Source organism: Pseudomonas sp. PME37.24/006, assembly GCF_055556635.1.
The window spans coordinates 401948-416864 of the sequence record NZ_JBVHNL010000002.1; the positions used below are offsets into that span (position 1 = coordinate 401948).

16 protein-coding genes are annotated in these 14917 nt (G+C 60.5%); 7 read left to right on the plus strand and 9 right to left on the minus strand.

The genetic code is table 11. The features are described from left to right. Positions 1-77 precede the first annotated feature (77 nt). From ACZ3GY_RS07330 to ACZ3GY_RS07350, 5 genes are all read right to left on the minus strand, one after another. Positions 78-944 (minus strand): ABC transporter permease, encoded by an 867-nt coding sequence (locus tag ACZ3GY_RS07330; protein ID WP_465909506.1) that lies wholly within the window; start codon positions 942-944, stop codon positions 78-80. 13 nt (positions 945-957) lie between these two features. Continuing rightward, entirely contained in the window at positions 958-1821 is an 864-nt protein-coding gene (locus ACZ3GY_RS07335) for an ABC transporter ATP-binding protein (protein ID WP_463564825.1), read from the minus strand. 5 nt (positions 1822-1826) lie between these two features. After that, positions 1827-2870 carry an ABC transporter substrate-binding protein gene (locus tag ACZ3GY_RS07340; RefSeq protein WP_463564824.1) on the minus strand — a complete coding sequence of 348 codons (1044 nt, stop codon included), beginning with the start codon at positions 2868-2870 and terminating at the stop codon, positions 1827-1829. A gap of 51 nt (positions 2871-2921) precedes the next feature. After that, on the minus strand, positions 2922-3815 hold the full coding sequence (locus ACZ3GY_RS07345; RefSeq protein WP_465909507.1) for a TauD/TfdA dioxygenase family protein: 894 nt from the start codon (positions 3813-3815) through the stop codon (positions 2922-2924). 268 nt (positions 3816-4083) lie between these two features. Further along, entirely contained in the window at positions 4084-4863 is a 780-nt protein-coding gene (locus tag ACZ3GY_RS07350; protein WP_465909509.1) for a MetQ/NlpA family ABC transporter substrate-binding protein, read from the minus strand. A 221-nt stretch (positions 4864-5084) separates the two neighbouring features. On the opposite strand from ACZ3GY_RS07350, the gene ACZ3GY_RS07355 reads away from it, so the two are divergent. From ACZ3GY_RS07355 to tcyN, 4 genes are all read left to right on the plus strand, one after another. Beyond that, positions 5085-6083 carry a D-cysteine desulfhydrase gene (locus ACZ3GY_RS07355; protein WP_465909510.1) on the plus strand — a complete coding sequence of 333 codons (999 nt, stop codon included), beginning with the start codon at positions 5085-5087 and terminating at the stop codon, positions 6081-6083. Positions 6084-6179: 96 nt separating this feature from the next. Next, complete coding sequence (tcyJ, locus tag ACZ3GY_RS07360; RefSeq protein WP_465909511.1) at positions 6180-6977, plus strand: cystine ABC transporter substrate-binding protein; 798 nt, start codon at positions 6180-6182, stop codon at positions 6975-6977. Next, complete coding sequence (tcyL, locus tag ACZ3GY_RS07365) at positions 6974-7642, plus strand: cystine ABC transporter permease (protein WP_465909512.1); 669 nt, start codon at positions 6974-6976, stop codon at positions 7640-7642. Before tcyJ ends, tcyL begins: the two co-directional genes overlap by 4 nt. A 26-nt stretch (positions 7643-7668) precedes the next feature. Continuing rightward, positions 7669-8424, plus strand: a complete 756-nt coding sequence (gene tcyN, locus ACZ3GY_RS07370; RefSeq protein WP_465909514.1) for an L-cystine ABC transporter ATP-binding protein TcyN — start codon at positions 7669-7671, stop codon at positions 8422-8424. A gap of 23 nt (positions 8425-8447) precedes the next feature. On the opposite strand, the gene ACZ3GY_RS07375 is transcribed toward tcyN, so the two are convergent. From ACZ3GY_RS07375 to gorA, 3 genes are all read right to left on the minus strand, one after another. Further along, positions 8448-9827: an FAD-binding oxidoreductase gene (locus ACZ3GY_RS07375; protein ID WP_465909515.1), complete on the minus strand. Its 1380-nt coding sequence runs from the start codon at positions 9825-9827 to the stop codon at positions 8448-8450. Between the two features lie 73 nt (positions 9828-9900). After that, the gene (locus tag ACZ3GY_RS07380; protein WP_463564816.1) at positions 9901-10524 is read right to left on the minus strand and encodes a trimeric intracellular cation channel family protein; all 624 of its coding nucleotides are present in this window, start codon (positions 10522-10524) and stop codon (positions 9901-9903) included. A 7-nt stretch (positions 10525-10531) separates the two neighbouring features. Beyond that, positions 10532-11887 carry a glutathione-disulfide reductase gene (gorA, locus tag ACZ3GY_RS07385; RefSeq protein WP_465909516.1) on the minus strand — a complete coding sequence of 452 codons (1356 nt, stop codon included), beginning with the start codon at positions 11885-11887 and terminating at the stop codon, positions 10532-10534. A gap of 119 nt (positions 11888-12006) precedes the next feature. On the opposite strand from gorA, the gene ACZ3GY_RS07390 reads away from it, so the two are divergent. Then, positions 12007-12429, plus strand: coding sequence for a VOC family protein (locus tag ACZ3GY_RS07390; RefSeq protein ID WP_465909517.1), 423 nt, complete (start codon positions 12007-12009; stop codon positions 12427-12429). A 57-nt stretch (positions 12430-12486) separates the two neighbouring features. Here the strand turns inward: ACZ3GY_RS07390 and galU are convergent, their stop codons facing one another. Further along, positions 12487-13323: a UTP--glucose-1-phosphate uridylyltransferase GalU gene (gene galU / locus ACZ3GY_RS07395; RefSeq protein WP_465909518.1), complete on the minus strand. Its 837-nt coding sequence runs from the start codon at positions 13321-13323 to the stop codon at positions 12487-12489. Positions 13324-13470: 147 nt separating this feature from the next. On the opposite strand from galU, the gene ACZ3GY_RS07400 reads away from it, so the two are divergent. Then, on the plus strand, positions 13471-13722 hold the full coding sequence (locus ACZ3GY_RS07400; protein ID WP_463564812.1) for a hypothetical protein: 252 nt from the start codon (positions 13471-13473) through the stop codon (positions 13720-13722). A gap of 279 nt (positions 13723-14001) precedes the next feature. Beyond that, positions 14002-14790, plus strand: a complete 789-nt coding sequence (locus tag ACZ3GY_RS07405) for an outer membrane protein OmpK (protein ID WP_465909519.1) — start codon at positions 14002-14004, stop codon at positions 14788-14790. Positions 14791-14917 lie beyond the last annotated feature (127 nt).

Here is a 14917-nt window from a genome sequence, read left to right on the forward strand (position 1 = left end):
TTAGCCTGGGTTGTGCGCAGCGAGACCCGGGAATCGCCACCTGGGTATCGCTGCGCTCAACGCCAGGCTACAAATGCTTAGCGCTGCATCCCCCAGCGTTTGACGGTGACGCGCTCGATGGTGGCGAACACCAGGTTCTCCACCAGCAGGCCGATCAGGATTACTGCGGCCAGGCCGGCGAATACCTTGTCGGTGTACAGCTCGTTGCGGTTCTGAAAGATGTACCAGCCCAGACCACCCTTGCCGCTGGACGCACCGAACACCAGTTCGGCGGCGATCAGCGTGCGCCAGGCGAAGGCCCAGCCGATCTTCAGGCCGGCAAGGATCGACGGCAGCGCAGCGGGCACCAGAATGAACAGCACGAAGCGCAGGCCCTTGAGGCCATAGTTGCGCCCGGCCATGCGCTGGGTTTCCGAGACACCGAGAAAACCCGCGTAGGTATTGAGCGCCAACGCCCACAGCACCGAATGCACCAGCACGAAGATCAGGCTGTTCTCGCCCAGGCCGAACCACAGCAGCGACAGCGGCAGCAGCGCGATGGCCGGCAGCGGGTTGAACATCGAGGTCAGGGTGGAAAGCAGATCTCGGCCCAGCTGCGTCGACACCGCCAGGGTGGTGAGCAGGAAGGCCATGCCGATACCGATCAGGTAACCCTTGATCAGCACCGACAGGGAAATAGCGGTTTTCTCCACCAGCTCGCCGGTGCCCACGCCCTCGATAAAGGCGCGCGCGGTCTGCAGAAAACTGGGCAGCAGCAGGTCATTGCCCTGGTAACGGGCCGCGAGTTCCCAGATCAGCGCCAATCCCAGCAGGATCACCGACTTGCGCAGCCGGCCCTGTTGCCAGAGGCGCTGCCCCAGAGACAGCTCGCGCTCGACCTTGAGGCCAGGCAACGGTTGCAGGGGGATTTCGTATTCCTCACGCCGTGCGGGGGAAAGACTCATGGTTTCAATCTCCTCAGTAGGCGATGCGGATGTCGTGGAAGCCCAGCTCGACGCCTTGGCCGCTGTCGACCTCCTCGTCGAACAGCAGGCGATGGATGCGTTGCGCGGTCTGTTGGAAGCCCACACCACCGAGGCTGTGCAGGTCGAACTGATGGCTGTTGATCTCCGCCCGCACTCGGCCGGGATGCGGCGACAGCAACAGAATGCGGTTACCGACGATCAGCGCCTCTTCGATGGAATGGGTGACGAACAACAGGGTGAAGCGCACCTCCTCCCACAGTTCCAGCAACTCCTCCTGCATCTTGCGACGGGTCAGCGCATCGAGGGCGGCGAAGGGTTCGTCCATCAGCAGGATCTTCGGCTGCATGGCCAGCGCACGGGCGATGGCCACACGGGCCTTCATGCCGCCGGACAGCGTGTGCGGATAGGCGTCGGCGAAAGCGGCCAGGCCAACCTTCTCCAGGTAATGCAGGGCGCGCTCCTCGGCGTCCTTGCGGCCCAGGGTGCGCGAGGCCAGCAGCGGGAACATCACGTTCTGCTTCACCGTCTTCCAGGGCGGCAGTTGATCGAACTCCTGGAACACCACGATGCGATCCGGGCCCGGCTCACGTACCAGGGCACCGTCGAGGCGAATGCTGCCACCCACCGGTTCGATGAACCCGGCGACCGCCTTGAGCAACGTGGATTTGCCGCAGCCGGATGGGCCGAGCAGTACGAAACGATCGGCACGATCCACCTCGAAGCTGACTTCGTGGGTGGCGCGTACGACGCGCTGCGGGGTGCGGTACTCGAGGCTGACCTTCTCCACCTGTAGAACGGTGTCGAAGGCGCCTGGATTCAGTGTGCTGGCCGTGTGGCCTTGCAGAGGGGCATTCATGGTTTTCAGCTTCCCTGACCGATGGCGGCGTCTTCGAAGAAGTAGTCCTGCCAGGTGGCCGGTTTATTTTTGATGGCGCCAACGCGGTGCAGGAAGTCGGCCAGCGGATAGGTATTGGTGGGGGTGACGGTGAACTGGAACTGATCGTTGTCGATGATCTTCAGCAGATACTCGCGGCTGATCTTGGCGCCGGTAACGCGGATGTAGGTGTCCGCTGCCGCGCCCTTGTCCTTCTGGGCGAAATCGGCCGCTTCGGCCAATGCACCGACAAAGGCTTTGTAGGTCTTGGGGTTATCGCTGCGGAATTTCTCGGTGGCATACAGCACCGTCGGCGAGTTCGGGCCAAGCAGCTCGTAGGTATCGAGCACCACGTGCACGTCCGGATTTTCCAGCGCTTGGTTCTGGAACGGCGGATTGGAGAAGTGCCCGGTCAGCTCGGTGCCGCCCGCTTTCAGGGACGCCGTGGCATCCGGGTGCGGCAGCGCCACGGTGTACTTGTCGAGACGGTTGAATTCCTTGTCGCCCCATTGCTTGGCGGCGGCGTACTGCAGGAAGCGCGACTGCACCGACACGCCCACCGCAGGAACGGCGATGCGATCCTTCTCGGTGAAGTCGGCGATGGTCTTGACCTTGGGGTTGTTGCTCAGCAGGTAGTACGGGAAGTTGCCCAGCGAGGCCACGCCCTTGACGTTCTGGCGACCGTGGGTGCGATCCCAGACCGTCAGCAGCGGGCCGATGCCGGCACCGGCGATATCGATGGCGCCGGACAACAGCGCATCGTTGACCGCCGAGCCGCCGGAGAGCTGCTGCCAGTCGACCTTGATGTCCAGGCCTTCGGCCTTGCCATGCTTCTCGATCAGTTGCTGATCGCGCACCACGTTGAGCAGCAGGTAAACGATACCGAACTGCTCGGCGATACGGATCTGCCCCTCGGCATGAGCGACTTGCGGCGCCGCGAGGCTGCCTGCCAGCAGGCTCAGACTCAGGGCGATGCCGCTGGCGAGGCGGCCAAAACGGGGAACAGAGGGAAAGCGCTTACCTGCCGACATGTCGAGGCTCCAGTCAAAGGTGCAGAAAATGGGGACGAGCAGGCGGGCCGCTTAAAACGGCACATCGCCCTGGATCGTGGTGCGGTGCATGCGCCGACGCAGATGGCTCGGGCAGCCGGTCGCCAGATGGATCAGCGCGCGGTTGTCCCAGAACACCATGTCGTTCGGCTGCCACTGGTGGCGGTAGATGAATTCGGGCTTCGCGCTGTGGGCGTAGAGCTCGGTGAGGATCTGCCGACTCTCGTCCTCGGGGACGTCGAGAATGTGGGTGGTGAAGTTCTCGTTGACGAACAGGCCCTTGCGCCCGGTTTCCGGGTGGGTACGCACCACCGGATGGATCACGGCCTTGACCTCGGCCAACTGCGCCTCGGTGAGTGTCGGGCGGCGAATGCCCTTGAACACTTCATCGGCATAGCGAGCGGTGTAGGAATGCGCTGCACGCTTGCCATCGATGGCTTGGCGCAGCTCGGCTGGCAGTGTCTCGTAGGCCAGTTGCTGGCTGGCGAACAGCGTATCGCCGCCCTCTTCCGGCAGCTCCTGGGCGAGCAGCATGGAGCCCAGGCTAGGGAATTCTTTATAGGACAAGTCCGAGTGCCAGAACTTACCGGCGTCACCCAGACCGATCGGCTGACCGTTCTCGACGATATTGGAAATGATGAAGACTTCCGGGTGGTTGGCGAGCAGAAACTGCTTGAGCACGTGGATCTGCAACACGCCGAAACGACGGCTGAAATCGATCTGCTGCTGCGGGCTAATGCGTTGGTCGCGGAACACCACCACGTTGTAGTCGAGGTGAGCCCGATGAACGCGGGCGAAATCGGCGTCGTTCAGCGGGCGGCTGAGGTCGAGGCCGACGATCTCAGCACCGACTGCAGCGGAAAAGGGGCGTACTTCAAAATTCTGCGTTGGCTGATGATTGGCAGAACTCAAGGACACGGCAGACATTCGCGCAACTCCACACGTAAGGGCGCCAGTAAGGCGCGTCTCAGAAGCAGGTGTTCGGCACCTGTATTCAGTCGTGCGGCGCGCCGGTTAGCCAGCGGGTACGCATGGGTAAACTATATCGGTATAAAAAAATTAATTTAAATACCTTTTTAGCATTTGCTTATGGCTATTTTCGCCTTGGAAAACAAAGCGTAAGCACCAACAAAAACGCCGACAGAGGCAAAGCCTCTGTCGGCGTTTTGGACTGCGCGGGTGAGCTCGCGGCGTTTTAGAAGGCAGGGACTACAGCACCCGAATATTTCTTCTCGATAAAGGCTTTCACATCCGGGCTGGTCAGGGCGTCAGCCAGTTTCTTGATGGCTTCGCTGTTCTGGTTGTCCGGGCGTGCTACTAGGTAGTTCACGTACGGCGAATCCTTGTTCTCAAGCACCAGCGCATCTTTGGCAGGGTCGAGTTTGGCTTCCAACGCATAGTTGGTATTGATCAGCGCCAGGTCGACCTGATCCAGCACGCGCGGCAGCATGGCCGCTTCGAGCTGCTTGAATTTGAAGTTATGCGGGTTGCTGGCCAGATCCTTCGGCGTTGCCTGGATGTTGGCCGGGTCTTTCAGCGTCAGCAGACCCGCGTGTTGCAGCAGTTGCAGCGCGCGGCCACTGTTGCTGGCCTCGTTGGGGATGGCGATGGTGGCGCCGTCCGGCAACTCTTTCAGGCTCTTGTACTTGCGCGAATAGCCGCCGAAGGGCTCGACGTGCACGCCCTTGACGATCACCAGGCGGGTGCCGCGGCTTTCATTGAAGCTGTCCAGATACGGTTTGGTCTGGAAGTAGTTGGCATCCAGCTGCTTCTGCTCGACCTGCAGGTTGGGCTGCACGTAGTCGGTGAACACCTTGATCTGCAGGTCGATACCCTGCTCGGCCAGCTTCGGCTTGATCAGCTCGAGAATCTCGGCATGGGGAACCGGCGTTGCCGCGACGGTGAGTTTTTCAGCGGCGAATGCCTGGGTAACCAGGACGGAGACCAATGCAGCCAAGAGAAGCGTTTTTTTCATGATTGTTCTCGGTAGTTGCCGCTGGATCGACAGCGGCATAGGGGTGGTCAGCCGTATGGGTAGGACGGCACGTTGAAGATACGGCGCGCTGATATAAGATGAAAATAATTTTAATTCATTCTCATATTCATTTTAAGAATAAGCAGAGACTAACGCACTTGTTGTGTTTCAGGCTGTCACTTCTAAAGTGTTATTCATCCTCCCTTCCGGCAGTGAATCCCATGATCAGTGAAGCTCTGAGCCGATTCGAGCGTCTCGAACTGGTTCCCCATGTCACTCCGCTGCAACACCTGGTGCGCCTGTCACATCACGTCGGCCGGGACATATACGTCAAACGTGATGACCTGACCCTGTTTGCCCTCGGCGGCAACAAAGCGCGCAAACTGGAGTACCTCGGCGCCGATGCCATGGCGCAGCAAGCCGATACGCTAATTACCGCCGGTGCGATCCAATCCAATCACGTACGCCAGACTGCGGCACTGGCTGCCAAACTGGGCCTCGCGTGCGTCGCCTTGCTGGAAAACCCAATCGATACTCAAGAACAGAATTACCTGCATAACGGTAATCGCCTGCTATTGGATCTGTTTGGCACACGAGTTGAGCTTGTCGACAACCTGGAAGAGCCGGATATGCTGCTAATGGCCAAGGCCGAGCGCCTGCGTGCCACCGGCAAGCACCCTTATGTGATCCCCATTGGGGGCTCCAATGCGCTTGGTACCTTGGGCTATGTCAAGGCTGGGCTAGAGTTCGCTGAGCAAGTCAATGCGCTGGGCCTCGATAGCGGCACTGTGGTACTGGCTTCCGGGAGCGGCGCAACTCATGCGGGCATGGCGCTGGCGTTAGCCCATGTTCTGCCCGATTGGCGTGTACTCGGCATTACCGTCTCGCGGCCTGCTGACTTGCAACGCCCCAAAATACTGGGACTGGTGCAACGAACCGCCGAACTGCTGGGCATCAGCGTGCCGGATAATTTGTCCATCGAGCTGTGGGATGAGTATTACGGCCCCCGCTACGGCGAACCGAATACCGGTACACTCGATGCGATTCGTCTGCTTGCCAGCAGCCAGGGACTGCTGCTCGATCCGGTTTACACCGGCAAGGCATTTGCTGGGCTGCTGGACGGCGTACAGAAAGGGGAGTTTGCAGAAGGCAAGCCGATCGTATTCCTGCATACCGGCGGTGCTCCGGCATTGTTTGCCTACCAATCCCTGACGCCATAATTGGCATATGCAAATAATTTTTTATTATTTTATCGAATAAACCTAGAACGATTAGAGTGCCGCACTTCCGCACACAACAAGACCAGAGGCTCAGCTATGACATTCGCAACATTGCGTCGCCAGTTCCTTATCGGCAGTTTCGGTCTGGCCCTCTGCGCCGGCCTCGGTAGCCAGGCATTTGCTGCCGATGATCTGCAGAAGATCAAGGACAGCGGCAGCATCAAGGTGGGCCTCGAAGGCACTTATCCGCCCTTCAACTTCCAGGACGAAAGCGGAAAGCTCGCTGGTTTCGAGGTGGATTTCTCCGAAGCGCTGGCCAAAGAGCTGGGCGTGAAGGTCAGCTTTCAACCGACCAAGTGGGACGGCATTCTGGCCTCTCTGGAATCGGGTCGCATCGACATAGTGGTCAATCAGGTCACCATCTCGGACGAGCGCAAGAAGAAGTACGATTTCTCCACGCCTTATACCGTCTCGGGGATTCAGGCCCTGACCCGGAAAAGTGACGCTGACGGCGTGAAGAGCGCGGCGGATCTGGCAGGCAAGAAGGTCGGTGTCGGCCTGGGCACCAACTATGAGCAGTGGCTGAAGGAAAACGTCCCGCAGGCCGATATCCGCACTTACGATGATGATCCGACCAAGTTCCAGGACCTCAATGTTGGTCGCATCGATGTGGTTCTGGTCGATCGCCTGGCAGCATTCGAAATGGTCGCCAAGACGGGTGACCGTATGGCCGTTGCTGGCGACGCATTCTCCCGCCAGGAATCGGGGATCGCACTGCGCAAAGGCAATCCCGAGCTGCTTGCGGCCATCAACAAGGCCATTGAAAAGCTGCGCGCTGACGGCACCTTGAAACAGCTCTCTGAAAAATGGTTCAAGGCTGACGTCACTCAATGATGCAAGACAACCTCCAGTTGGTACTGGATTCCTTACCTTTCCTGCTCAAGGGAGCAGTCTGGACGATCGTCCTTAGCCTTGGCGGCATGTTTTTCGGCATGCTGCTGGGCTTCGGCCTCGCGCTGCTCAGGCTCTACGCCATCGCGCCGCTGGGCTGGTTCGCCAGGGTGTACATCTCGTTTTTCCGGGGTACACCGCTGCTCGTGCAGTTGTTCATCATCTACTTCGGCTTGCCTGAGCTGGGATTGCAACTGGAGCCACTGACTGCGGCTCTGATTGGCTTTTCTCTGAACATGGCGGCCTACGTTGCAGAGATCATGCGCGCGGCCATCGCCTCGATCGATCGCGGCCAGTGGGAAGCAGCGGCCAGCATTGGCATGAGCAAGACTCAGACGATGCTGCGCGCCATCCTGCCTCAGGCCGCACGCACTGCCCTGCCACCGCTGGGTAACAGCTTTATCTCGCTGGTCAAGGACACCGCGCTGGCGGCCACCATTCAGGTACCGGAGCTGTTCCGTCAGGCACAGTTGATCACTGCCCGCACGTACGAGGTCTTTACCATGTACCTCGCGGCAACCCTGATCTACTGGATCCTCTCCAGCGTATTGGCGCATCTGCAAAACCGATTGGAAGCGCGGGTCAACCGCCACGAGGCGGAAAACTGATGGCCCTACCGGACACGAGCAGCAGCATGATCACCGTTCGCAACCTGACCAAGGCCTTCAAGGGCCAGACCGTTCTCAACGGCATAGACCTGAATATCGCAGCCGGCGAAGTGGTGGCTATCATCGGCCCTAGCGGCTCGGGCAAGACCACCCTGCTGCGCTGCCTCAACCTGCTGGAAACACCGGACGGCGGCAGCATTCGCGTGGGTGAGATCGAGATCGATGCCAGCAGACCGATCAGCCAGCAGCAGGGGCTGATTCGCAAGCTGCGTCAGCACGTGGGTTTCGTATTCCAGAACTTCAATCTGTTCCCGCACCGCACCGCGCTGGAAAACATCATCGAAGGCCCGGTGGTGGTGAAGAAACAATCGCGCAACGTGGCCATCGAACGCGGCCGGCAGCTGTTGGCGAAGGTCGGTCTGACGGGTAAGGAAGACGCCTTCCCGAAGCGTTTGTCAGGCGGCCAGCAGCAGCGCGTGGCGATTGCCCGTGCGCTGGCCATGGAACCGGACGTGATCCTGTTCGACGAACCCACCTCGGCGCTGGATCCGGAACTGGTCGGTGAAGTGCTGGCGACCATCCGCGCCCTGGCCGAGGAGCAGCGTACCTTGGTGATCGTCACCCATGAGATGGGGTTTGCTCGCGACGTGGCCAACCGCGTCATCTTCATCGACAAGGGCGTAATCGTCGAGCAGGGCGATGCCCGCGAACTGCTCAGCAAGCCCAAACAGGCACGCACCCAGCAGTTTCTCAGCAAGTTTCTCGGCGATGCGCTGAAGTGATCTGGCGGCTTCGCTCTGGATAGTTACTTAGGGTAATAGGCGTCCCACAGACGGTTGCGAAACTTGTAGCTGGGATCCAGCTGGCGTTTGAGCGCGAAGTATTCCGGCGCCCGCGGGTACGCCTGGAGGAATTGCTCGCGGCTGGCGTGAATCTGATAAGGCAGGTAATGCCGCCCCCCACAGCGCAGGGCGGCGGCGATCAGCTCCCGAGTCCAGGCTGCGGCTTTCTGCCGTTCGCCGTCTGAGCTGCCCTGCCGGTAGTAGAGCACCAGAGCGAAGACCTCCTCGGGAGCCCAGCTCAACACGGTATCCGGGTCAGCCTTGGCATGGCGAATGGAGACGTTGATCAGCGTGGCCTGATGCTGATGGGTCAGGAGCGCCAGCTCGCCGATGAAGCGTTCCAGCTGCGCCGGCGGTACGAAATACTCTTGCAGCACATAACTGAAGCCAGGGCCGGATATCGGTTCCAACTCGCTGACATCGAGGCTGGCCTCATGGTTGCGCCACTGCACCTTGGGGCTGCGGAACAGCAGCGGATCGAGCGCCGCTTCACGCAGTTTGATGCCCGAGGAAGAACCGCTGAGACGGATCCCCGCGCGCTGTATAGGGCTCCCTTGCTGCCTGGGGCTCAGCCGCTGCGCTTCGGTCAAGGCAGCGTCGGTGCGCCGGTAGGAAACGGCCCGCACCGTGGAGAAGTCATCGGGATAGAGAATGCCATTGTGCATCACCAGATCCGCCTTGGCCGCAACCTCGCGATAGAACCAGGGGCGATAGTCCTGCAGGGGCATGACCTGGCTTTCCCGGGCGATGCGCGTGTTCTCCACCAGGCCCAGCGTGGCCTCGACTATCACCCCAAGGCCACCATAGCCACCAATCACACCATGGAACAGCGCAGCGTTGTGGCTAGGACTGGCGTCCACCACACGGCCATCGGCGAGCACCACGCGGATACCCCGCACCGAACCAGCGATCGGCCCCTCGCCCACGTAACGGCCATGCACATTGACCGACAGCGAACCACCCACCGTGAAGTTGGCGTAGGACTGCATGATCCGCGGCGAGAGGTCGTACGGATCGACGTATTCGAGTATGGCGCGCCAGGTGATACCGCTCTGCACGCGAATTTCTCGGCGCTCGGCGGAGAACTCGAGTACCTGATCGAGGCCGCGCATGTCCAGTTGCAGCGCGCCGTCCGAGGCCGTCTGCCCACCCATGCTGTAACGACCGCCGCCGATACTGACTGGCCCGGCATGACTGCGCAGCGCCTTGACGACATCCTGCTCGCTAAGCGGCACGACGACCTGCTCGACGACGACCGGGTTGAGGCCGGTGACGTCATTGACCACCTCTTCAGCGCAGACGCCCAGGCTCAGCACGCACAGACACAGGAGCAAACGATGCATCGACCTTCCTTGGTGAACACAAATGGGTAACAGCGTTATCGAGAAGCCTGCCGCGCCCTGACGCGCAAACGTATCAATCGCGGTCGAGCAGGTGGAACCGAGGTAGCGAGAAGTGCCAGCGGATCGCTGCCAGACGGATCACCAGCACAACCAGCATGGCAATGCCGGTGTCCAGCCAGTGAGGCGTTTCCAGCATACGCAGCAGCACGAAGGTCACCGCGCCGGCCAGGCAGGCGGTGGCGTAGATCTCCTTTTTGAAGATCAGCGGGATCTCGTTGCAGATCACGTCACGCATCACTCCACCGGCGACACCGGTCATCACCCCCATGATCACCGCCGTGCTGGACGGCATCGCGTACTGCAGGGCGACCTCGGTACCGATCACGGTGAATACCGCCAGGCCGAAGGCATCGGCGATCAGCAGGCCCTTTTCGTGGATCGGCCGGGTCAGGCGCACCCAGATCACCGTGCCGACGGCAGCCAGGCAGGCGACCAGAATGTAGGTATCGTTGCGAATCCAGCTGACCGGATGATTGTCGAGGATCACATCCCGCAGCGTACCGCCGCCGAGCGCGGTGATGATGGCGATCACCAGCACACCGAACAGATCCATGGACTTGCGCCCCGCCATCAGCGCGCCGGTGATGGCGAATACCGCCACCCCGAACAAATCCGCAAGGTAAAACAGCTGGCTCATCGACAAGTCAGTTCACCGGGGTACGCAGGGTGACGAATTCCTCGGCCGCGCTCGGGTGAACGCCGATGGTTTCGTCGAACACCTGCTTGGTCGCCCCAGCCTTGATGGCGACCGCCAGGCCCTGGACGATCTCGCCGGCATCGGGGCCGACCATATGGCAGCCCAACACGCGATCGTTGTCAGCATCGACCACCAGCTTCATCAAGGTGCGCTCATCGCTTTCGGTCAGGGTCAGTTTCATCGGCCGGAAGCGGCTTTCGAAGATCTTCACCTGGTGCCCGGCCTCGCGCGCCTGCTCCTCCGTTAGCCCGACCGTGCCGATGTTCGGCAGGCTGAACACCGCAGTCGGGATGTTCTGATAATCGACCTTGCGGTACTCCTCCGGCTTGAACAGACGACGCGCAACGGCCATCCCTTCGGCCAGGGCCACGGGCGTCAATTGCACGCGACCGATGACGTCACCGATGGCGAGGATCGACGGCGCCGTGGTCTGGTACTCGTCATCGACCTTGATATAGCCCTTGTCATCCAGGCTAACGGCGGTGTTTTCCAGCCCCAGGTTATCGAGCATCGGGCGGCGCCCGGTGGCGTAGAAGATGCAATCGGCCTGCAGAGTGTGGCCATCCTTCAAGGTGGCTTGTAGGCTGCCGTCGGCCTGCTTGTCGATTCGCGCGATATCGGTATTGAACTGCACATCCAGGCCGCGCTTGCCGAGTTCTTCATGCAGGTGCGTGCGCAGGGAATTGTCGAAACCACGCAGGAACAACTCACCGCGATACAGCAGCGACGTCTGCGCGCCGAGGCCGTTGAAGATCGAAGCGAACTCCACGGCGATATAACCGCCGCCGACCACCAGTACGCGCTTGGGCAGCTCTTCCAGGAAGAACGCCTGGTTGGAGTTGATTGCGTGCTCATGCCCCGGAATATCGGGGATATGCGGCCAGCCGCCGGTGGCGATAAGGATGCGTTCGGCGCTGTAGGTCTTGCCGTCGACTTCGACGCTGTGCTCGTCGAGCAGCCGCGCATGGCCTTCGAGCAGGGTCACGCCACTGCCCACCAGCAGCTTGCGGTAGATGCCGTTGAGGCGCTCGATTTCGCGGTTCTTGTTGGCGATCAGCGTCGGCCAGCTGAACTTGACCTCGCCGGGCGTCCAGCCAAAACCCTGCGCCTGCTCGAACTCATCGGCGAACTGCGCGCCGTACACCAGCAGCTTTTTCGGCACGCAACCCACGTTGACGCAGGTGCCGCCCAGATAACGGCTTTCAGCCACCGCCACACGGGCGCCGTAGCCCGCGGAGAACCGCGCCGCACGTACACCGCCGGAACCGGCACCGATTACAAAGAGATCGAAATCGTAGGTCATCACAGCCTCCTGAACAGATGCAGAGCATACCGTAAACGAAGCGCCCTGCCCGCCTGGCACATGGCGCAAACTTATCCATTGTGTGGCTGGTCTAGGCTCAATAGACAAGGAGCCCACTCATGCGCCCGATCCTCACACACCTGGCATTGCACGTTCCGGATTTGCAGGCCTGCATCGACTTTTATGAAGGCTTCTGTGGCATGCACGTCATCCATCGACGCCCCGGCAAGGGATCGCAGATCGTATGGATGGCGGAGCCTGGTCGTGAGAGTGAATTCATCTTCGTGATCATGCCCGGTGGCGAGCCACGACGCCTGTCGGCCAACGATTACAGCCACTTCGGCTTCGCCCTGCAGAGCCGCGAGGAAGTCGACGCCATCGCCGCCAAGGCCCAGGCCGCTGGCTGCCTGATCTGGGCTCAGCGCGACGAGCCCTACCCGGTTGGCTATTACTGCGGCGTCAAGGATCCCGCAGGCCATTACATCGAGTTCAGCTACGGCCAACCGCTGGGGCCAGGCGCCAAGCCGATCAACGAAAGCTGAACATGAAAAAACCGCCCGAAGGCGGTTTTTCTGTCAGCCAGTCCAGTCAGCGAGCGATCAGCCCTTGCCAGTCTTGTAGAGGTGCTCGTAGCAGAAGTTGGTCGCTTCGATGTAGCCCTCTGCGCCGCCGCAGTCGAAACGCTGGCCCTTGAATTTGTAGGCCAGTACGCAACCGTCTTGTGCCTGCTTCATCAGCGCGTCGGTGATCTGGATTTCACCGCCCTTGCCCGGTTCGGTCTTCTCGATCAGTTCGAAGATGTCCGGGGTCAGGATGTAACGGCCGATGATCGCCAGGTTCGACGGCGCGTCTTCCGGCTTGGGCTTCTCGACCATGCTGTTCACGCGGAAGATATCGTCACGGATCATCTCGCCGGCGATCACACCGTACTTGTGGATCTCTTCCATCGGCACTTCCTGCACCGCGACGATCGAGCAGCGGAACTGGTTGTACAGCTTGACCATCTGGGTCAGCACGCTGTCGCCTTCGAGGTTCAGACACAGGTCATCGGCCAGTACCACGGCGAACGGCTCATCACCAATCAGCGGACGACCGCTGAGAATAGCGTGGCCCAGGCCCTTCATTTCCACCTGGCGGGTGTAGGAGAAGGTGCAGTTGTCGATCAGACGACGAATACCGACCAAGTACTTTTCCTTGTCGGTATTGCGGATCTGCTCTTCCAGCTCGTAGCTGATATCAAAGTGGTCTTCCAGGGCGCGTTTGCCGCGGCCCGTCACCATGGCGATCTCGTTGAGGCCAGCCGACAGCGCTTCCTCCACGCCGTACTGAATCAACGGCTTGTTCACGATCGGCAGCATTTCCTTGGGCATGGCCTTGGTTGCCGGGAGAAAACGAGTGCCGTAGCCAGCGGCGGGAAACAAGCATTTCTTGATCATGGAAGTCCCTGAATGAGAGAGGGTTATCGACGCCGAAGCAGTTTATCAGGACGCCCGCGGCTTACAACGGCAGGACGGTAATCACCTAAAACGTTTGCTCAGCCAGGCAGTCACAAACTGTGAAACCCACCGCAACGCGAGGTTCGCATGTCCATTGACAATGATTTGAAGAAAGAGGTTCTCACCCGCCTGCTGCACGCTCACCCTGCCGGCCTCGGCAAGGAGGTGCTGGATAATTTCCGCGGCGAACACGCGGTCGCCGATGCGCTCAAGCACTTGCAGGACAGCGGGCTGATTCACGATGGTGCCGTCTCGGGCACTGCTGGTGAGCTGTCCCTGAACTACCCCATCAAGCTCAGCGCTTCAGGCGTCGAAACGGCCAAACAGCTCGACGCGTGATCCGGCCCCAGCCTGTCATCGCACTGTATTGAGCGCTGCAAAAAGCGCCGTTTTCTCATCACGAGGAAACGGCGTTCTCGTCTCTGCCACCCTCCCCATATCGACACGATCCACGCTCGCAAATGCTGTACACTCGCGCGCCGCGCTGAGCTGGGACAGGCATTTTAGAGCCCTCGCCTGCCTCTGAGGCAGGTGCGTTGAACTCACCTAGCCCCTCTTATGCTGCCGCTCGCTGGAAACCGGCGGGCCGATCACTCAACACACTCCGGAACACGCCCGATGAAACACACCGCGACTTCCCTGCTGCTGGCGGGCAGCCTGCTGACTCCTGTCCAGAGCATGGCCGATCTCCTGCTGTGGCAGGACAACAGCCTGACCTACCTCAACGGCATCGACTTCAAGATCGACCTGCCTCGCCAGCAAACGCTCACTTTCGAGCACGCCAGCGGCTGGAGCTTCGGTGACCTGTTCCTGTTCGTCGACGGCATCAAGTACAACACCGAGGCCACCAATGGCGCGGGCGACGGGCATACCTTCTACGGCGAAATCAGCCCACGCCTGTCGTTCGGCAAGATCAGCGGTAGCGACCTGTCGTTCGGCCCGGTGAAGGATGTGCTGCTGTCCGCCACCTACGAGTTCGGTGAGGACGATGTCGACGCCTACCTGCTGGGCCCGGCCATCGACCTGGCGATTCCCGGCTTCGACTACTTCCAGCTCAACACCTACCTGCGCCGCCCCGACGGCAAGCGCGACGGCCGCAATGTCTGGCAAATCACCCCCGCATGGAGTTACACCGTGCCGGTCGGTAACTCAGACCTGGTGATCGATGGCTTCATCGACTGGGTGGTCGACAACGACGACAGCTACCACGCCAACCTGCACATCAACCCGCAGATCAAATACGATCTTGCCAAGGCCATGGGCTGGGGCAAGAAGTTCTACGTGGGCGTCGAATACGACTACTGGAAGCACAAGTACGGCATCGACAACGACAGCCCGTTGGGTGACGAAGTCCTGGGCGGCACCAACCAGAGCGCGATCAGCCTGCTGGTCAAGGCTCACTTCTAGATCACTGTCGGTCTTGCTGCCCCTGAAACGGCGGCAAGACTAAGCACGCTCAATTGATTGGCTCGTGACGTGAGTGATTTGGGAGATAGGGAGGATCGCATGAAGGGATCGCAGCCTTGCGCTGCAG